This is a genomic window from Arthrobacter sp. Y81 (assembly GCF_002929335.1).
Taxonomy (GTDB): domain Bacteria; phylum Actinomycetota; class Actinomycetes; order Actinomycetales; family Micrococcaceae; genus Arthrobacter.
The window spans coordinates 23,346-42,428 of sequence record NZ_PJIL01000006.1; the positions used below are offsets into that span (position 1 = coordinate 23,346).

General features: G+C 67.5%; 15 protein-coding genes, 3 tRNA genes and 1 pseudogene. 7 read left to right on the forward strand and 12 right to left on the reverse strand.

Annotated features, from left to right (window positions below; all coding sequences use genetic code 11):
• Positions 1-43 precede the first annotated feature (43 nt).
• The 4 genes from CXQ91_RS09630 to CXQ91_RS09645 all read right to left on the reverse strand — a co-directional run bounded on the left by CXQ91_RS09630 (position 44) and on the right by CXQ91_RS09645 (position 2,056).
• Positions 44-1,126 (reverse strand): LacI family DNA-binding transcriptional regulator, encoded by a 1,083-nt coding sequence (locus tag CXQ91_RS09630; RefSeq protein WP_104173711.1) that lies wholly within the window; start codon positions 1,124-1,126, stop codon positions 44-46.
• 544 nt (positions 1,127-1,670) lie between these two features.
• Positions 1,671-1,746, reverse strand: a tRNA-Phe gene (locus CXQ91_RS09635).
• Positions 1,747-1,794: 48 nt separating this feature from the next.
• Positions 1,795-1,868 (reverse strand) — tRNA-Asp (locus CXQ91_RS09640).
• A gap of 115 nt (positions 1,869-1,983) precedes the next feature.
• A tRNA-Glu gene (locus CXQ91_RS09645) sits at positions 1,984-2,056 on the reverse strand.
• Positions 2,057-2,230: 174 nt separating this feature from the next.
• Here CXQ91_RS09645 and CXQ91_RS09650 point away from each other — a divergent pair.
• The gene (locus tag CXQ91_RS09650; protein ID WP_104173712.1) at positions 2,231-3,253 is read left to right on the forward strand and encodes a PHP domain-containing protein; all 1,023 of its coding nucleotides are present in this window, start codon (positions 2,231-2,233) and stop codon (positions 3,251-3,253) included.
• A 34-nt stretch (positions 3,254-3,287) separates the two neighbouring features.
• Here the strand turns inward: CXQ91_RS09650 and CXQ91_RS09655 are convergent, their stop codons facing one another.
• Both CXQ91_RS09655 and CXQ91_RS09660 read right to left on the reverse strand, forming a co-directional pair.
• Complete coding sequence (locus tag CXQ91_RS09655; RefSeq protein WP_104173713.1) at positions 3,288-3,833, reverse strand: isoprenylcysteine carboxylmethyltransferase family protein; 546 nt, start codon at positions 3,831-3,833, stop codon at positions 3,288-3,290.
• A gap of 81 nt (positions 3,834-3,914) precedes the next feature.
• Complete coding sequence (locus tag CXQ91_RS09660; RefSeq protein WP_258073918.1) at positions 3,915-4,517, reverse strand: LysE/ArgO family amino acid transporter; 603 nt, start codon at positions 4,515-4,517, stop codon at positions 3,915-3,917.
• 69 nt (positions 4,518-4,586) lie between these two features.
• Here CXQ91_RS09660 and CXQ91_RS09665 point away from each other — a divergent pair, with 69 nt between their 5' ends.
• The 5 genes from CXQ91_RS09665 (at position 4,587) to CXQ91_RS09685 (ending at position 9,133) form a co-directional block, all read left to right on the forward strand.
• The gene (locus CXQ91_RS09665; RefSeq protein ID WP_104173715.1) at positions 4,587-5,468 is read left to right on the forward strand and encodes an ArgP/LysG family DNA-binding transcriptional regulator; all 882 of its coding nucleotides are present in this window, start codon (positions 4,587-4,589) and stop codon (positions 5,466-5,468) included.
• A 227-nt stretch (positions 5,469-5,695) separates the two neighbouring features.
• The gene (gene bla, locus CXQ91_RS09670; protein ID WP_104173716.1) at positions 5,696-6,637 is read left to right on the forward strand and encodes a class A beta-lactamase; all 942 of its coding nucleotides are present in this window, start codon (positions 5,696-5,698) and stop codon (positions 6,635-6,637) included.
• Between the two features lie 133 nt (positions 6,638-6,770).
• A complete protein-coding gene (locus CXQ91_RS09675; protein ID WP_104173717.1) occupies positions 6,771-7,748 on the forward strand; it encodes a DMT family transporter in 978 nt (325 codons plus the stop codon).
• Between the two features lie 9 nt (positions 7,749-7,757).
• Positions 7,758-8,186: a metallopeptidase family protein gene (locus CXQ91_RS09680; protein WP_104173718.1), complete on the forward strand. Its 429-nt coding sequence runs from the start codon at positions 7,758-7,760 to the stop codon at positions 8,184-8,186.
• Positions 8,187-8,200: 14 nt separating this feature from the next.
• Entirely contained in the window at positions 8,201-9,133 is a 933-nt protein-coding gene (locus tag CXQ91_RS09685) for a cation diffusion facilitator family transporter (protein WP_104173719.1), read from the forward strand.
• A 6-nt stretch (positions 9,134-9,139) separates the two neighbouring features.
• Here the strand turns inward: CXQ91_RS09685 and CXQ91_RS09690 are convergent, their stop codons facing one another.
• Positions 9,140-11,059, reverse strand: coding sequence for a diguanylate cyclase (locus CXQ91_RS09690; protein WP_104173720.1), 1,920 nt, complete (start codon positions 11,057-11,059; stop codon positions 9,140-9,142).
• A 445-nt stretch (positions 11,060-11,504) separates the two neighbouring features.
• On the opposite strand from CXQ91_RS09690, the gene CXQ91_RS09695 reads away from it, so the two are divergent.
• Positions 11,505-12,932: a C40 family peptidase gene (locus tag CXQ91_RS09695; protein WP_104173721.1), complete on the forward strand. Its 1,428-nt coding sequence runs from the start codon at positions 11,505-11,507 to the stop codon at positions 12,930-12,932.
• A gap of 25 nt (positions 12,933-12,957) precedes the next feature.
• Here the strand turns inward: CXQ91_RS09695 and CXQ91_RS09700 are convergent, their stop codons facing one another.
• From CXQ91_RS09700 to CXQ91_RS09715, 5 genes and pseudogenes are all read right to left on the reverse strand, one after another.
• A complete protein-coding gene (locus tag CXQ91_RS09700) occupies positions 12,958-13,833 on the reverse strand; it encodes an ABC transporter permease (protein WP_258073919.1) in 876 nt (291 codons plus the stop codon).
• Positions 13,830-13,928 (reverse strand): annotated as a pseudogene (locus tag CXQ91_RS25725) (hypothetical protein); the annotation flags it as partial. The pseudogene CXQ91_RS25725 and the gene CXQ91_RS09700, both read right to left, overlap by 4 nt.
• On the reverse strand, positions 13,913-14,950 hold the full coding sequence (locus tag CXQ91_RS09705; protein WP_104173722.1) for an ABC transporter ATP-binding protein: 1,038 nt from the start codon (positions 14,948-14,950) through the stop codon (positions 13,913-13,915). The gene CXQ91_RS09705 and the pseudogene CXQ91_RS25725, both read right to left, overlap by 16 nt.
• The gene (locus tag CXQ91_RS09710) at positions 14,947-16,191 is read right to left on the reverse strand and encodes a hypothetical protein (RefSeq protein ID WP_104173723.1); all 1,245 of its coding nucleotides are present in this window, start codon (positions 16,189-16,191) and stop codon (positions 14,947-14,949) included. The genes CXQ91_RS09705 and CXQ91_RS09710 overlap by 4 nt, the downstream gene beginning before the upstream one ends.
• Positions 16,192-16,319: 128 nt before the next feature.
• A complete protein-coding gene (locus CXQ91_RS09715; RefSeq protein WP_104173724.1) occupies positions 16,320-19,046 on the reverse strand; it encodes a PEP/pyruvate-binding domain-containing protein in 2,727 nt (908 codons plus the stop codon).
• Positions 19,047-19,083: the final 37 nt, after the last annotated feature.

Sequence of the window (19,083 nt, forward strand, 5' to 3'; positions counted from 1 at the left end):
GTGAAGGTGTGGTTGGGGTTGCTGTTCAGTAGTTGATTTGCCGTCAGACTGAATAGCGTTCTAGCAGCGGACAGTCGACCATTTGCTGATGTGCAGTGATCGGCTGTCCGGCTGTAAGGCTTGCGAGTGTCTGGACACCCAGCGCACCCATCTCCTCGAAGGGCAACGCAACCGTGGTCAGCTTGGGCCTGAGGTAGGCCGCGATGAGTTCCTGGTTGTCGAAGCCGATCACGGCGATGTCTTGGGGGATGGCGAGCCCGCGCTCCTTGATGGCGTCGTAGGCGCCCATAGCCATCCGGTCGTTGAGGCAGAACAGCGCGGTTGGCCTGCCCGCCCCGGCGGGATATTTGTCAAGAATTTGGCAGGCTGCTTCGTAGCCGCCGTCCGCCGTCGCGTATCCCGGGACTACAAGATCAGGATCGAGTTCCAGCCCTGCCCCGGCGAGTGCTTCGCGGCAACCGTCCAAGCGCCCGATGGCGGCGGGGATGTTCGGATCCAGGTTGATGACACCGATCCTGGAGTGGCCTGCCTGGAGCAAACGCTCGACGGCGACGCGGCCACCGGCACGCTCGTCCGGGACAATCGAGGGCAGCTTCCCGTCCGCGTCGAAGCAGTTGATGAGGACTGTGGGCACCTCGTTGGCGCTTTTCGGAACATGCACGGCCCGGTGGAAGGTGGCCGCATACAGAAGTCCTTCCACCCTCTGCTCCAGCAGCTTTTCAAATGCTGCATCCTCCATCCCCTGGTTGGGTCCTACGGCATCGGCCTGGTCTGAAGGGGCGATGAGCAGGAACCGGCGGGAGAGCCAGGCTTGGTCCTGCGCGCCCTTGATGATGTCGACGGCGAACGGTGCCGTGACGATCTCTGTGACGATGCCGTACCAGTCGCTCCGTTGGGAAGCCAGGGCCCTGGCGCCGGCATTGGGGCGGTAGCCGAGGGCCTGGACGGCTTCGAGGATGCGGTGCTTGGTTTCCTCCGAAATGCTGGCGTTTTCCCGGTTGCTGAGGACGAAGGACACCGCGGTACGGGAGACGCCGGCAGCCTTGGCCACGTCCGCCATGGTGACGCCGCGGTGGCCGGGGGCCGACGGAGTCGCCTCCGCCGCAGTGGGTGTGCTGTTCGCCATTGAATGCTCCGGGTATCTTGCCAACGCTGGCCGTCGTGGCCAGCTGAATCTTCTTTAGTAACGCGCGTTACTTCGAGCGTGTGATTTAGGTTACGCGCGTTACTTGGATCCTGTCAACGGGTTTCGTGGGGATTTTCCTGGCCTCGCGCTCTGGGCCGCTAACAGCCACGCTCCCGCCGGACTCTGTGGTCGACGGGGCGCGGCCGGGAGCTTCACGACGCGCAAACCGCCCGGCGACGCGCAAATGCCCCGGCGACACCCGAATACGGGGGTCGCGGGGACATTCGCGCGTCGAAACTGCAACGGCGGGCGGGCCGGCCGGGCTCCGTCATGGTGAGGACGAGCCGTGGGACCCTGCTCATGACGCGGGAATTGCGCAGAGACACGGTAAATCCATGGCGACACGCGAATCCGCGCATCCTGCGACCATTTGCGAGCCCCAACACCACTTGCGCATCCCTGGACCTGCTGCGCCTCAGAGGCAGGTCGGGAGTGGCTGGTTAAAGAAGAAAAGCACCAGTTCCGAAGAACTGGTGCTTCCCAGTGGTGGCTCCGACCGGCGTCGATCCGGTGACCTTTCGATTTTCAGTCGAACGCTCTACCAACTGAGCTACAGAGCCTAGGTGACATGTCACCTTGACGGCCGGAATTTCTTCTGGCAATCAGAGCGACCCTGACGGGACTTGAACCCGCGACCTCCGCCGTGACAGGGCGGCGCGCTAACCAACTGCGCTACAGGGCCTTGCTTGTTTACTGCTTGTACTGCGTGTTTCTTGCTTCCTGCAGTATCGCTACTGCAATTTTTCAAGGCCTTTAGCCTACCAGACTTTTCGGTCCGGTTTGACCACTTCCTTGCGTACCCCCAACGGGATTCGAACCCGTGCCGCCGCCGTGAAAGGGCGGTGTCCTAGGCCGCTAGACGATGGGGGCCTGAACTCAATCCGGCTCATTCAGGGCAAAAATAAAGGGCCGAAGCCTTTCGTTTTTGTCCTTTCGAGTTGCTCCGAACTGGACCTCTAAAACTATAGAGCCTACTTCCGGAATATCCAAAATCGGCCCCGCACGGGTGCAGGATTCGGCGCCCGTCGGGTGCAAGATGGACTGATGGACGCCGTTGATGCCCTCAATGAGATCGCCTTCTGGCTCGAACGCGAGCTGGCCCCGACGTTCAAGATCCAGGCGTTCCGAAAGGCGGCCGGGATCATCGGGGCCCTGGACCCGGACGAGGTGGCAGCCCGGGCACGCAACGGCCGACTGAAGAGCATGAAGGGCATCGGGGACAGAACCTTTGAAGTCATCCGGCAGGCGGTCGACGGCGGCGTCCCCGACTATCTCGAGGGCCTGCGGCAGCGTGGGCAGCAGCCACTGGCAAAAGGCGGCGCCGAACTGCGCTCCGCCCTCCGCGGTGACCTGCACAGCCACAGCGACTGGTCCGACGGCGGGTCCCCGATCGAGCTCATGGCTGAGGCCGCCCGGACGCTGGGCCGGGACTACCTCGCCCTGACGGACCACTCGCCCAACCTCAAGATCGCCAACGGACTAAGCGCCGAACGCCTGACGGAGCAGCTGGACGTTGTTGCGGGGATCAACGACGACGACGGCAGCAACTTCCGCCTGCTGGCCGGCATCGAAGTGGACATCCTGGAGGACGGCACCCTGGACCAGTCGCCGGACATGCTGGACCGGCTGGACATCGTGGTGGCGAGCGTCCACTCGAAACTCCGGTCCGACCGGCGCACCATGACCGACAGGATGCTCGGCGCCATCAACGATCCGCACATGAATGTCCTTGGCCACTGCACCGGGCGCCTGCTGCAGGGGTCGAGGGGAACCCGGCCCCAGTCCGAGTTCGACGCCAGGCGGGTATTCGCCGCGTGTGCCGAGCAGGATGTCGCCGTCGAAATCAATTCCCGTCCCGAGCGGCAGGATCCCCCGGACGAGTTAATCCAACTGGCCCTCGACACCGGCTGCCTCTTCAGTATCGACAGTGACGCCCATGCGCCCGGGCAGCTGGATTTCCTGCAGTATGGCGCCGAGCGCGCGGCCTCGAACGGGGTGCCCGCCGAACGGATCGTCACCACATGGCCGCTGGACCGGCTGCTGGCGTGGGCCGGCCGCGGAAAGTAGCGGCCAGCCCGCCGGCGGCCCACGTGTACTGCGACTAGCCCCGGGGTGACTCCGGACCCTCCGGGCGCCACGGCGTGAGCCTGGGCAGCCAGCGCGGGACGTTGCGGCGGTACTCGTCGTATTCCGCACCGAACTTCCGGGTCAGCACCGGTTCCTCGTACAGCCGGACGAACGCCACCACCGGGACCGCGCCGATGGCCAGTGCCAGAAAGAGCTTCGGCTGCCCAAGCAATAGCCCTTGCCCGGCGACGGCCGCCGCTATGGACACGTACATCGGATTCCGCACATACCGGTAGAGCCCGCCCACCACCAGATGCTTGGGAGGCGCAAAAGGCGCGGGGGTCCCGAGGCCCTCCACCGCGAAATGCACGAAGGAGTTCGCAATCGCTGCCGCGCCCGCTCCGATCAACAGTGCGCCGGTGACCTGCGCCGGCACACCCCCGGGGACAGGTGCCGCCACGTCCCAGCGGGTGAGGAGCCACGGAACCACGCCGGCCACTGTTGCAGGGGCAACTGCGAAGGCCGCCGTGCCGATGGCTGCGCGCCTTCTGTCGCGGGCCGAAGCTGCGGATGCTGTCATACCAGCAATCGTGATCCCGCCCCCTTGAGCGGGCAAGTGCCGACCGGCCCTGTCCTTCCGGCGGGACGGGGCGGGCGGCACTCAGGCGACCAGCGAGATGGCCATCGTCACCATGACGGCGGCGATGACGGCATCGAGGACGCGCCACGCGCTCCGGCGCCGGAAGACCGGGGCCAGGAATCGTGCGCCGACGCCCAGTGCCGTGAACCAGGCGATGCTGGCCAGACCCGCCCCGGCAGCAAACCACCAGCGGCCGTCCGGGCCGTGCGTGCTGGCCAGTGACCCGAGCAGCAGGACCGTGTCCAGGTACACATGCGGGTTCAGCCACGTAAAGGCCAGGCCCGTTCCCAGGACGGCGACCCAGCTGACAGCCTGCCCTGTCCCGAGCTGTCCGAGCGCCTGCCCGCGGATGGCCCGCCAGGCGGCGAAGGCACCATAAGCAGCCAGGAAAGCAGCCCCGGCCCAGCGCACCGCCTCGAGCGCTGCCGGAGCCTGTTCAATCACGACGCCGATGCCCGCTACGCCCAACAGGATCAGCACCAGGTCCGAGACAGCGCAGACGGCGATGACCAGGGCGACATGCGAGCGCTGGAGGCCGTGGCGGAGGACGAAGGCGTTCTGGGCACCGATGGCCACGATGAGGGACAGGCCGCTGGCCAGGCCTGAGAGCAAGGGAAGGATCACCCTCCCAACGGTAGGAGGATCGTCATCATGAAACCAGTTAAACATTCTGCTCGTAGATAAGATGAGCTAATGATAGACATTCATCCGGACCAGGCCCGGACGCTGGCGGCAATCGTCACGCAGGGCAGCTTCGATGCGGCGGCCAGCCACCTGTCGGTTACCGCCTCCGCCGTCAGCCAGCGCATCCGCGCCCTCGAAGTTGCCGTGGGCCGCCCTGTCCTGCGGAGGACACGTCCGATTGAACTCACCGAGTCCGGCCAGGCAGTGGTGCGGTTCGCCCGGCAGCTCGAAATGCTTTCCGCCGACCTCGCCGATGAACTGCAGCCCGGCAACCCCCACCCGGACACCCGACTGACACTCGTGATCAACAGCGACTCGCTGCACACCTGGGCGCTGGCCGGGCTGGCTGCAGTGGCCGGCACGGTCCAGCTGGAAATCCTGCGCGAGGACCAGGATTATTCGCTGGAGCTCCTCCGCAGCGGCGCGGCGGCAGCGGCCATCACGGCCACGGCCAAACCGGCCCCGGGCTGCACCTCCAGGCGGCTCGGCGTCATGCGCTACCTGCCGGTCTGCACGCCGGCCTTCGCAGAAACCTGGTTCGACGGCGGCGCGACGGCGGGTGCCTTTGCGAAGGCGCCGGTCATCATCTTCGACCGCAAGGACGACCTGCAGGACCGCTACCTGCGGCGGTTCAGCCGCAAGGCCCTCCAGCCGCCGTGCCACTACGTGCCCGCAGCCCACGAGTTCGGCGAGGCCATCCGGCTGGGCATGGGATGGGGCCTGCTTCCCGAGATCGAACTAGGCGACGACCTGGACCGGCGGACACTGCAGACCCTGGCCGCCAAGTCCTTCGTCGACGTCCCGCTTCACTGGCAGCAGTGGCGCTACGGATCGGCCGTACTGGACGGCGTGGCGGCTGCTATCCAGGAAGCGGCCCGCGTGCTGAGGTGAGCGCGGGGCCCCGGCCCCCGGCCAGCCGCCCTCCGGCCGGCCCCTTGGGGGGCGGCCGAGCCCGGCCGGATCCAATAACACCCCGAATGACAGCTTAGTAAAAGTGATTGACAAATTACGGTGACATCGGTTGAGTGGACCTCGCGTGCACGCCGTCGGCGAAACGACATTACAGTCGGCGATCCGGACGGCAGTGCGGGAACAGGCCCAACACACGGGGAGCAGCCATGGCCGGACGCACTTCAAACCTTTCGCGGCGGACCCTGCTCACGGGAGCCCTGGCGGCGCCTGTGGCAGGAAGCATCGCCCTCGCCGGGGCACCGGTCGCAGCAAGTTCCCAAGGGCCGGCTGCGGCCAGTGTGCTCCTTCAACGGAGGGACTGGCTGATGCGGAGGGTGGAGCGGCTCGAGCGGGAGTTCTCCGCGAGAGTTGGGCTGTTTGTGGCAGACGGACTCACCGGCGCGGAGTTCGGGCACCGGGCCGACGAGCGGTTCGCCATGTGCTCCACGTTCAAGGTCTACGCCGCGGCAGCTGTGCTGGAACGCGCCCGGGAAGGACTGACGGACCTCAACCGGGGCATCCGCATCGATCCCGCCGGCGTGGTGGTGAATTCACCCGAATGCGCCGACTTTGCCGGGAGCACCCTGCCGCTGAAATGGTTCTGCAAAGTGGCGCTGACACACAGCGACAACACGGCGGGAAACCAGCTGCTGGAGGAACTGGGAGGACCGGCTGCGATCGGCGCCTACGCCCGGTCACTTGGCGACACCGAAACACGGCTTGACCGCTGGGAGCCCGAGCTCAACAACGCCGAGCGCGGTGATCCGCGGGACACTTCCACGCCGCGGGCCCTCGCGCAGGGGTACCGGAAACTGCTGCTGGGTGACGCCCTCAGCCCGGAAACGCAGACCCGGCTGACAGGCTGGATGCTGGCCAACGTCACGTCGGGAACGCGGATCCGGGCGGGCCTGCCGGGCGGATGGACATCCGCGGACAAGACCGGCGCCGGGCTGTTCGGCACCGTGAACGACGTCGGCATCATCCGGAATCCCGCCGGCGAGCCGCTGGTTCTCGCCATCCTCACTGACTCCGCCACCGGCGTGGCCGACACACCGGGGAGCAACGAACTGGTCGCGGCCGTTACCCGCGCGGTGACCAGCGGAAAGTAACCCGCGGATTTGACCGGCGAAGAGTGACGGCCGCAAGCGCCGGGCTGTCAGCGGGGAAACTTTGGCAGGATCTCGACTAGACGTGACCGATTTCCGCCAGCCGCAAGGATGCGGCGAGGGCTAGATTGGCAGCATGGCTACTACCGCCGCACCCGGCCCCACTCCGTCCGCAGGCCCCCACGAAGGGTCCCCGCACGCTGCCCCCGAACCCGCCCCGCAGCCCGCGCCAGCCACGCCGGGACGGGGACCGGTCAACAAACTCGGAGTGGCCGCCGTCGCCGTCACGGTGGTCCTGTGGGCCTCCGCCTTCGTGGGCATCCGCGCGGTGGGCCCAAGCTTCTCCCCCGGCTCCCTGACCCTGGGACGGCTGGCGATTGCCGCCGTCGTCCTCGGTGTGGTGGTGCTGCCCAAGCTGCGGAACCTGCCGCAGGGGCGTGAGTGGTGGCCCATCCTGGCATACGGCGTGATGTGGTTCGGTGGCTACAACGTGGCCCTCAACGCCGCCGAGCACATGCTGGACGCCGGCACCGCCGCCCTGCTGATCAACGTCAACCCCATCCTGATCGCCGTGATGGCCGGGGTGATCCTCAAAGAGGGATTCCCGCGCTGGCTGATCATCGGCAGCCTGATAGCCTTCGCGGGCGTGGCTGTCATTGCGCTGGGTTCCGGCCAACGGTCGACGGCGGACGTGCTGGGCGTGCTGCTTTGCCTCCTGGCCGCCGTGCTCGCCGCCGTCAGCGTCATCGTCCAGAAGCCGGTGTTGAGGAAATTCCCCGCGGCACAGGCCACCTGGTTCGGCATCATGATCGGTGCCGTCTGCTGCCTGCCGTTCAGCGGCCAGCTGGTGGGCGAACTGCAGCAGGCCCCGCTGCCGGCCACCCTTGGGCTTGTCTACCTGGGGATCTTCCCGACGGCGATTGCGTTCACCACGTGGGCGTACGCACTGTCCCTCATCGACGCCGGAAAACTGGCCGCCACCACGTATCTGGTCCCCGGCACCACCATCCTCATCTCCTGGCTGGTGCTCGGCGAAGTGCCCACCGTGTGGGGCCTGGTGGGCGGCGTGATCTGCCTGGTGGGAGTGGGGCTGACCCGGCGAAAGTCCCGCTAGAGTCTTGGTATGCCCGCCAACCTGCCGCCAGGTCTCCCCATCGTCCCGGACGGCGCCGAGAACGACGCGCCATTCCCCATGACCGAGGAAGACTTCGAGTCGGCCGTCAGCGACGCCCTGGAGCGCATCCCGCCGGACGTGGCGCAGGCCATGGACAACGTTGCCGTGTTCATCGAGGACGATTACGTCCCGCAGCCCGGCGAGGACCCTGACACCGTGCTGCTAGGCCTCTACGAGGGTGTCCCGCTGACCGAGCGGGATGCCTGGTGGGGCGCGGGCTCGCTCCCGGACCGCATCACCATCTACCGCCAGCCGATCCTGGACATCTGCTCGTCACGGGAAGAGGTCATCCAGGAGGTGGCCATTACCGTGACGCATGAGATTGCGCACCACTTCGGCATCAGCGACGAACGGCTGCACGAACTCGGCTGGGACTAGCTAGCCTTGTAGGCATGGGACACGACCACAGCCACTCACACGGCATCTCTGCCACTGGCACGGGCACTGCCAAGCACCGCAAACGCCTGATCGCCGTCCTCAGCATCACCCTGGCTGTGGTCCTGATCCAGATCATCGGCGCCGCGATCTCCGGATCCCTGGCGCTGCTGGCCGATGCCGGCCACATGCTGTCCGACGCCGCCGGTGTGTTCATCGCCCTGCTGGCCGCCTGGATCGCCACCCGGCCCGCGAGCGACCTGCGGACCTACGGGTACCAGCGCGCCGAGGTCCTCGCCGCGCTCGCCAACGCGCTGGTGCTGATCGTGATCTCCGTGGTGATCTTCACTGAAGCCGTGCGGCGGATCGGTTCGGCACCCGAAGTGCAGACCGACGTGATGCTGTACGCCGCCGTCCTGGGCGCCATAGCCAACCTGGTCTCGCTGCTGATCCTGCGCAGCGCGCGGAAGGAAAGCCTGAACGTGCGCGGCGCCTACCTTGAAGTCCTCGGGGACCTGCTGGGTTCGTTCGCCGTTATCGCAGCGGCCGTGGTCATCATGGTGACCGGGTTCCAGGCGGCGGACACCATTGCCTCCATGGTCATCGCCGTGATGATCCTCCCCCGGGCGTGGCACCTGCTCCGCGATGTGGTGGACGTGCTCCTGGAGGCCACCCCCAAGGGCGTTGAAGTCCAGATGATCCGCGAACACATCCTGTCCGTGGACGGTGTGGTGTCCGTGCACGACATCCACATCTGGACCATCACCTCCGGCGTGCCGGTCTTCTCCGCCCACGTGGTGGTGGAGGACGCAGTGCTGAGTGCCCGCGGTGCCGACCAGGTGCTGGACAAGCTCACCACCTGCCTGGGCTCCCACTTCGACACCGAGCACTGCACGTTCCAGCTGGAGCCCGAGAGCCACTCCGAGCACGAGTCCCACCAGCACGCCTGAGCGGCACTAGGGAATCCACGGCTGTTCGTCCAGGCCCCTCAGTCCCTGTGCCGTTCTTACGGAGAACTCGTCGAGGATGGTTAGGTGCGTGTCGAGTCCTACCGGCCGATCGGTTGGACGGCCCAGGAGGTAGCCCTGTCCGGCGATGACAGGCTGGTGCCTTGCAGCGGCAACGCCGCGTTGCAGCAGCGAGTTGAGCATGCCGGGTTCTTCGATTCCCTCGGCTATGATCCATCCTCCGGCCTGCTGGACGAAGGTGACGGCGGCCGCCAGGGTGGCCACCGCAGAGGGGTCGGTGTCGAGGCGGGAGATGACGTCCCCATCAATTTTGATGATGTCGAACCGGACCAGCCTGAGGGAATGCAGGCCCGCGTTGCTCTTGCCCATGTCATCCAGGGCCAGCCGGAGGCCCCGGTCCTGGGCATGCCTGAGCGTGCGGATCGAGTCAGGATGGTTCAGCCCGGCCTGCTCCGTGACCTCCAGGACGACGTCTTCTGGCTCCAGTCCCGCTCCGGCCAGCTCGGCGACCAGATGGTCAAGATCGAAGCCTGGCAATCCGTCCGGGTGCACGTTCAGGAACAGCAGCCCCTCCCAGTGCTGGCTGCCGACAGCCGCCAGCACCGCTGACCGCGCCCGGGCGTCCAGCGCCGCAGCAATGCCGAGGCGTTCGGCAAGTTCGAACGCCTCCTGCGGTCCGTTGATTCTTGAGCCTGCCGGCAGGCGCAACAGGGCCTCGTGGGCGAGCACCACGCCACGGCGCAGGTCCCAGATGGGCTGGAACGCCACGTTGAGCGGCTTATTGCTTGAGATCAGGAACGTCAGCTCGTCGATTTTCTCGGCGCTGACAATGTGGCCCTCCGCCATGGATTTGAACGAGACGCTTTGACGCCGGCCCAGGCGCTTCGCCTCGTAGAGCGCCGCGTCGCTGCGCTCCCACAGTTCGGTCAGAGTCAGCGACTCCCCTGCACTTGAGGCGATGCCCGCGCTGAACGTCACGCCCGGGAACCGCCGGGCAAGGGCCGCACGGACCCGGTCGAGTGCTTCGGTTGCCCGGTCTTCGTCGCTGCCGGGCAGGATGACTGCGAACTCGTCGCCGCCGAGGCGGAACGGAGTGTCGGTCGCCGGAAGTACCTGGAAGGAGTCGGCGAGGGCCTGCAGGACGCGGTCGCCGTGGCTGTGCCCCAGCCGGTCGTTGATCTGTTTGAATCCATCAATGTCGAGCAGAACCAGGGTGGTGGTGGCTAACCTTGTATCCGCCAGCGTCGCCTCAAGTGACGGCTGGAACGGCCGGCGCCCCGCCACGCCGGTCAGCGGGTCCCCGTCAGCCTGCTGCTGCGTTCGCATCTGGTGGCGCTGCAGGGAGCGTCCCCCGAAGACATACGACAACGGTATGGCGACCAGGATCGCAGTGGACAGCCCTAGGATCTTGTGCGGCCCAAGGTCCCCGATCAATTCCGTGATGATGTCCGCGTGCTGGTCAATCTCCAGTATCAGGGTTCCTTCCGGCGCGGACACAGGCACCAGGAACTCGTACCGGGTGATGCCCTTACCCCCGATTTCGGCTTCGGTTTCGACTGTGGTTTCGCCGGTGGACAGCACCTCGGCAAAACGGGAGGCTTCAGTATGGTCGGATGCGCCGCCGTCCTCGCCGCTACGTACGATCAGCGTCCCCGCCGCGTCAAACAAGCCAACATACACCGTGCCTTGGCTGTGCTGCAGATGGCGGACCTCCGCCGCAACCCCCTGGTCACGTTTCAGCGGGTCCGTCTCGTCTGAGAGGACCTGCTCAAGCCTTCCGGCCAGTGCCTCGTAGTTCCGCCGGGAATCCTCCAGTCCGCGGTCGATGATGTGCTGGCGGGCGACGCCGTACTCAATAAAACCTGCAACCAGCATCGCGGCCGACACCGCGAACACCCAGCGAACCATGAAGGACAGCCCTTCAGCATTGAAGCCGCGGCGCCTTCCAAGCCGTGCGGACCTTCGGCGTCCGGGCCTTCGGGACGGTCCACTGTCAGGTCCGCCATCCGCCCATAAGTGGTGCCCACGATTTTCCACAACGCCCCCGTCGCAAGGAAGAACGGATTACCCTGCGCGAGCAGGGAGCCGATTAGGGGCCACGATAGTGCAACAGGCCTGTTGTCCGACAGGGAATCACCCGCTGCGCCGGTTTTACCGACACGCCGGAATCAATGTGACGAAATCACATCATTGTTGTTTATGTTATTGATGTGACCAGTGTTGCCAAAGTTGTTGCTGGCACGTAGCCTCGGGTGTGCTGGATCTCCGCAGCGGGGCATTTACTTGTGAAAATCACGCGTGAAAAATTCAAACTCCTCGCTCATTCCAGCCCTGACTGCTGCGAGGTTTATTGATGGGTTTGACCGGATCCGGCCGCAAAGCGGCTGTGCTGTGCATCGCCGTCGTACTCCTTGGATCCCTTACCCTGCCCGCCCAGGCCGCACCGTTCCCGGGCACAACCGTGCCCGCTGTGACGGTTCCGGCGTCGCCGGAGATTCCGTCCCCGGAAGAGATCGCGGCAGCCAAAGCCAGTGAAAGCGCGACGGTGGACCAGGTCACCCGGATAGACCGCCTCCTGGCGGACGCCGCGGCAGCCCAGGAAGCCAGCTTCGCGGCGGCCATGCAGGCCAACAATGCCTACGGTGATGCCCTGGTCACGCTCGAGATCCGCCGGGATGCTGCCACGCTCGCCTCGGCGAAGGCCGTGTCCGCCGAGGCCGAACAGGCGAAGACCCGCAGGCAGGTGGGACAGCTGGCCGGGGACCTCTACCGGAATGGCGGGCTCAATCCCGCACTGAGCACTTTTGTCAGTGGAAATGGCGATGCACTGCAGCAGGCCGCCACCCTTGAAGCCATCTCTGCCAGCCGCAGCCGGGCCTTCGAAGCCGCCGAAAACGCCGCCTCGGCAGCAAAGTCGCTCACCGCCGCGGCGGAAGACGCCAACCGGGCCGCCGACGATGCCGCCAAGTCGGCCGAGGACCGCAAGGTTGATGCGGAACGCGCCAACGCGGCCCGGGCCAAGGCGGTGTCCGAGGCAAAGGCCCAGCGGACCGTGCTGGTGGACCAGCTCGCAAGCCTCAGGAACACCACCGTGGCGCTCGAGTCCGCCCGGGTGGACGCCCTGGACCGCCAGCGTGCGCAGGACCGGCTGGCGGCTGTCACCGCAGCCGCTGCTTCCCAGGCGGCGGACCAGGCCGCACCGGCTCCTGCCGCACCACAGAACCGGCCGGCGGCGCAGGCCCCGGCCGCACCGGCTCCTGCCGCCCCGGCCGCTCCCTCGGCGCCGGCTCCGGCGGCGCCCGCTGCACCCGCTCCTGTGGCGCCCGCTCCCGTCCGTCCCGAACCGGTCACCCCTCCGCCGGCCGTTCCGGCTCCGGCCCCCGCACCGACTCCGGCCCCGTCGCCGGGCGGCTCAAACCAGACCGCCATCTCGGCAGCGTTGGCCAAGGTGGGGTCCCCCTATTTCTACAAGTACGGCGGTTCCGGACCGCTTGGCTTCGACTGTTCGGGACTGGTGCAGAACGCCTTCGCCGCGGCCGGCAAATACCTACCGCGCACGGCAGCCCAACAGTATGCGCAGGCACCCGTGCACGTGCCGCTCTCCCAGGCACAGCCCGGCGATCTCCTGGTCTGGGGATCGGCCCCCGATTTCTACCACGTGGGGATCTACCTTGGCGGCGGGCGCGTGGTCCAGGCCCTCAACCCTGAGGACGGCATCACGGTGACGGATCTGGCCTGGATGGCCGGAATGCAGCTGCACCCCACCGTGGCCCGCTACTAGGAGCACACGGGACCTGCTCCGGCAGCTAGGACAGAATGTCCTTCGTGACGAACCGGCCGTAGGCGAGCGCCCCGAAGACTGCGATGTATCCGGCCTGCAGCAGCGCATTGTTGCCGAAGGAATCCCAGGCAATCGGCTGGCGCAGCAGGTCGGCAAAACCGAACCAATAGTGGCTGAACAGCCAAGGGTGCAGCCACTCCAGCTGGGGCAGTTCACCCAGCACCTGGGACACCACCGAGGCCACGATGGTGGCGGCCATGGCGCCCACCGGCACATCCGTCAGGGTGGACAGGAAGAGCCCGACGGCGGAGAGCCCCAGCAGTGACACGGTCAGGTAGGCGGCCACGAGCACCAGACGCACCACCGCCTCCTCCGGAGTGATCACGTCTCCGGACAGCAGTGTCACCGGACCCACCGGAAACAGCGCAGCGCCAATGCCGGCTCCCGCCAGTGCCACCACCAGTGGGGCAACAATGCAGAACGCGGCAGCCCCCGCATATTTGACCAGCAGCAGCCGCACCCGTCCGGCCGGAGCCACCAGAAGATACCGCAATGTCCCCAAGCCGGCCTCGCCGGCAATCGTGTCGCCAGCCACCACCCCCACGGTGAGCGGCAGGAAAAGCGGCACGCAGACCAGCATCGCCGTCACGCCCACAAACAGCCCGTTCTGGGTGATCCTGTCCAGGAAGGCGGGTCCCCGGCCGGGCGGTACGGCCGACGAGGCCCGGACGGCGATTGCCATCAGCACCGGCACGGCGGCGAGCGCAAGCATCATGGCCCAGGTCCGGCGTCGGCGAAACAGGACGGTCAGTTCGGAGGCCAGCAGCGGCCACCCGGAGGATGGCCTTCCCGACGGCGGTTCGGCCGCGCGAACGTCGACGGCACCGTCCGTACTGGTCACTTCCCTCCTAGGCACTTCTCCAATGGGCACTTCTCCAATGGGCACTTCTCCAATGGGCACTTCTCCAATGGGCACTTCTTTATTGGGCAATGTCGAACCCCTCCCCCGTCAGCGCCACAAAGCGGTCCTCCAGGCTGCCCTGCTCCACAGCGAACCCGCGGACCCGCACCCCGGCCGCCACCAGGGCGGCCACTATGGCCTCCGGCTCCACTTCGCCGCCCGCGGGCGCGGCACCGTCAGTACGCCCGCCAGGACCGGCCTTCTGGCCGGGCCCTGCCTGCACGCCCGCCTCGCCAACCGAGGCGGAATACACCAGTGCTCCGTTGCTCCGGCCGCCCACGGGAGTCATGCCCAACCGGGCGAAGACATCCTCGGCAAGGCCGGCGTCGGGCGTTACCAGGCGGATCCGCGCCTTGCCCGCGTCGCGCAGCTCCGGGAGCGTTCCCTGCGCCACCAGCCGCCCGGCGCTCATCACGGCCGCGTGGGTGCAGATCTGCTCCACTTCGGCAAGCAGGTGGCTCGAGACGAAAACCGTGGCGCCGTCCGCCGCAAGTGACCGCACCAGCGAGCGGACCTCGCGCGTTCCCTGCGGGTCCAGCCCGTTGGTTGGCTCGTCGAGCACCAGCAGTTCCCGGGGTGAAAGGAGCGCGTTGGCGATGCCCAGGCGCTGTTTCATGCCCAAGGAGTAAGCGCGGACCTTCTTCCCGGCGGCGTGTGTCAGGCCCACGCGTTCCAGCGCGGCATCCACCCGGGCACGCCGTGTGGAGGCTTCCGCATGGGGGTCCGCGGCATCGAGGCGCCGAAGGTTGGCCGCCCCCGAGAGGAACGGGTAGAACGCCGGGCCCTCCACCAGGGCGCCTACCCTTGGGAGGACCTCGCGGAACCTGTCCGGCATCTCCAGCCCCAGCACGCTGACGGAGCCGTCGGTGGCCCCGGCGAGGCCCAGCAGCATGCGGATGGTGGTGGTTTTTCCGGAGCCGTTGGGACCCAGGAAACCAAAGACAGACCCCTTCGGAACGGACAGGTCAACTCCGTCCACGGCCAGCTGATGGCCGAACCGCTTGCTGAGACCGTGCGTCTCTATGGCGAGTTCTCCGCCTCGGCCCGCGGCTGTCACCTCGCGGCAGCAGCGGTTAGCAGGCGATCCGCAGGAACAGACCCGGCGAAGACTCGGCCGTCATCGGTGAACAGCACATTCACGACCGCGGTGCTGAAGAGCCGTCCGCCAGGCACTGCGACGGCCGCCTGCTGAAGCAGCGGATCACCGGACACCATCGCACCGGCTTCCGCGGACGCCGGGCTGGCGGGGAATTCAACTACTGTCTCCCAGCCGGTACCGGTCACTGTCGGTCGGGGCAGCCCGCCATTGGGATTCCGATAGTCCGGGCGTACTGCATCGGGCGGAATTGTGCCAGGCTCCACAGCGTCGGGCGGTACTGCATCGGGCGGAACGGCGCCCGGATCAACGGCATCAGGGACTACGCCGCTTTCCGTTCCGTGCATAGGCCGGTGCCCTTTCCCCAAGGGTCCTGTCCCGTGGGCCGGGACTTGAATTTCCTTGACGGTGGCGCCCGGAGGCGGGCTGAAGGCGAACAGGGAAGCGTCCGGCGCTTCGAGTGTCAGGCTGGTGAACGCCAGCTTGAAGGCCGGCTCCTCCTGTCCGCGGGCCTTCAGTTCGACGCTGAGCGGCAGGCCGCTCTGGCCATCAACCGCAATGGAAACCGAACCGATCAGGGTGCCTTCGGTCCGGGGTGTGATCACCAGGTTGTAAGCAGCCCGGCCTGCAACGTTGACCTCCGGAAGCACGGCAACTTCAGTGGTGGCATCGGCGGCGGCAAGCAGCCGCTCTGCCAGTTCCTCCGGCGTCGGCATCACACCATGCATCCCGGCGTCCGGATGCTTGTACTGGCCGAAATCCCTGGAGTGGCCGGCGCCGGCGGGCAGCGTCAGGTGCGTGGCGGTGTTGTCCTTGGAGCTGTAGAGCCATACCTGGTCACCGCTCCGCACCGCATTGCGTTCAGCGAGGCGGTCCAGCACCTGGACTCGTACGTTGCTGGGTCCGTCCAGGAAGACCCGTGCTGTGTGCGGCCCGCTCAACAGCTCCAGGACGGAGGCGGCGCCGCTCCCGGACGATGCACCTGCCTGGGGCAGCTCGGGAAGGCCGATCTGGGAGGTCTGTTCGAGGGTCCCGGAGAGGGACGGAGCAGTGTGCTGTGCCACCAGGGCCAGGACCTCGGCCGGGGTTTTGGCGGGCAGCGGGTCCCCGGCGCTTGCAGGCAGGGAGCCAGCCAGCGCAGCGGCGGCAATTACGGCAGGCACGGCAACGGCGGGCATCCACCGCAGCCACTTTCTGGTCATGATAACTCCGCTCCGAGATCGCAGCCTATTGATTCCAGAGTACGCCTCGGGCCCGCCCGCTACACCCCTTGGGAGAGCTTCCGGGCTGCCTGTTTGGCCGGCGGTTCGGCTGGCGCGTCAGTCCGCGGTCAGCCCGCTGACGGCGCGACTGTGCCGGCCCCGCCGTCGAGCGTGATGACCTGGCCGGTGCTGATGGCGGAGGTGGCGTCCGGGACGCCCACGACAGCGGGAATGCCGTACTCCCGGGCGACCACTGCGCCGTGGGAGTTGGGGCCGCCCATTTCCATCACCAGTCCGCCGGCGGTGAGGAACAGCGGCGTCCAGCCCGGATCCGTTGACGGGGCCACCAGGATTTCGCCTGGTTCCAGCCGGGCGCCATGCGGGTCCAGGATGACGCGTGCCTTGGCGGTGACGGTTCCGGCCGAGGCCGGTGTGCCGGACAGGACTCCGGGCCCGGCTCCCGTTCCGCCGCGGGCCTGCACCGCTTCGGGCTCTGTCCCGTCGGACAGCAGCACCCGCGGGATGCGGCGGCGGCCCAGCTCGGCATCGTAGGCCTCCCGGCGCTCCGCCACGAGTGCCCGCATGGACGCCCCTGCCAGGCCCCGGTGCGCTTCGGCGAAGTCGAGGAAGAAGATGTCGCCGGCTTCGGCGATGCGGCCGGCGGCGGCGAGTTCCGCTCCTACCGCCGAGAGCTGCTGCCGTACCGAGCCCAGGCCCTCGACGAGGTGGTATTTCGGCAGTTCGCGCAGCCCGGCAAACAGCCTCGTCCGTTTCAGGGCGCCCCGGACCAGGCGGGCGCGGAGCCTGCCCGCCGGGCCGCCGCGGCTCCCTGCGGCCCATGCGAGCCGCTCGATCCGGTCCTCCGCCTCGCGGGCGGCATTGGCGAACTGCCGGTCCGGCGCCAGCGCGGGATCGTCGAGCTTGAGGTAGTTCGCGAGGACGCCGAGGATATGCCCGGGGTCGTCGGACCAGCGGGGCATGCCGAGATCGATTTCCGCGACGGCGCGGTGCCCGTACCGTCCGAGGAAACCCGCCAGTCCGGACTGAACGACGGCGGGCAGCTCACCTGCGCGGTACCGCCGGGCCAGTTCCGGCGGCGAAGACTCCTCAAAGGCTGCGGCGGCTCCGGCGTGGGCACGGATGTCTGTGGCGAGCTGCCAAAGGGCAAGGTCCATCTCCGTGGTCACGTTGTTGGGCAACCCGCGCAGCACAGGCTGCAGGGCACCGGGCACCGCGCCCTGGCCTGAGATCTTCCCTGCGAGGCCCAGCAGCGCAAACCCCAATGCCGGCAGCGGGAGCACGGCCGGGACGATCGCGAAGAGCTCCTCGCCGAGGATGCGTTCAGCGTGGTTCAGCCGTTCCGCCGCCGTGGCATTGGCCGGCACCACGAGGGCAGCCCTGAGCCGCTCGCCGAGACCATCCACGCGCCGGAGCGCCGCTTCCGGGCGGAAAAGTGCACGGAGCAGCGTCTCCGGAATCCGGACCTTGGCCGCCACCGGGCCAACGTGCCGGACCAGCCGCCACGGCGTCCTGAGCGTGACGGAGAACCGGGGATCGGCAAAGAGTCCGCGCAGGACGGCGGCGGACCGGGCTTCCATGACGTCGAAGACGCGGGGCACGATCGCTCGGCCCACGCTGCTGCGGACAACAGGAGTGAGGTCGAAAAAGAGGCGCTGCCCTGCCTGCCTGAACGGGGCCGGCCCGTTGCGCGGCACCGGCACGTCAAAGCCGGCTGCGCGTGCAACGGAGGACGCAATCAGTTTGAGGCCTGCCATCCCCATCGGCGTGAGCGGCCTGGTCAGGCCCTGGGCAAGGCTGAAGCAGAGGTACACGCGTGTTCCCTCCCGTTCCGGCAGGTCAGGACGGGGAGCGGGAAGAGGGTACAGCGTGGTGATGGGCCGGGATTGCGTCAGCCAGAGCTTGTCCGCGCCGTCGATGGCCCATTCGATGTCCTGCGGGGAACTGTAGTGCCGCTCCACGCGGCTGCCAAGCGCGGCAAGCGCCCGGACCTGGACATCGGTCAAGGAAGGGGCGGAATCCGGCGCCAGCGTGACCCGCTCGGTACCGCCTCCCGGCACCGGCCGGATAGCGATCCCCTTGTCCCCTGGCCGCCGTTCCAGGATCGCCCTTGAGTCCGCGTCCACGACAAAGTGGTCAGGGTTCACGGCTCCGGAAACCACCGCCTCGCCCAGCCCCGGACTGGCATCGATCACGGCTTCATGGCGCCTGCCTGTCACCGGGTTCGCGGTGAACAGGACCCCGGCAACGGCGGCATCCACCATGCGCTGGACCACCACCGCGAGCGCCACTGTGGAGGGGCTGATCCCGTGCGTGGCCCGGTAGGTCACCGCCCGGTCGGTCCACAGCGAGGCCCAGCACTGCCGGACCGCCGCCAGCACGGCGTCGGCGCCCACGACGTTGAGGTAGGTGTCCTGCTGCCCGGCGAAGCTGGCAAAGGGAAGGTCCTCGGCTGTCGCCGAGGACCTTACGGCCACAGGGACGTCGGTCCCCAGTGCCGCATAGGATTCCCGGACGGCCTCTGCAATCTCCGCCGGAATCTCCACGCCAAGGATGAGTTCCCGCGCCCGGGCCGCCAGCCCGGCCAGAGCGTCAAGGTCATTCATCCCGGCGGCGGCCAGCGCGCTGTGCACCCCTTCGAGTCCCGCGGGACCCACTGCGTTCCGGTACGCGTCCGTGGTCAGGCAGAATCCGGGCGGAACGGGCAGCCCGGCACCGATGGTTTCGCCGAGATTGGCGGCCTTGCCGCCCACCCGCGCCAGCATTCCGGCATTGGTCAGCTCCAGGCCCAGCACCACGCCATCCACCGACGCATCAGGGGTGTTGAGCTGGTTCACTGCTGGCCTCCTGGTGTGTGCGCTGGGCGGACGGGCT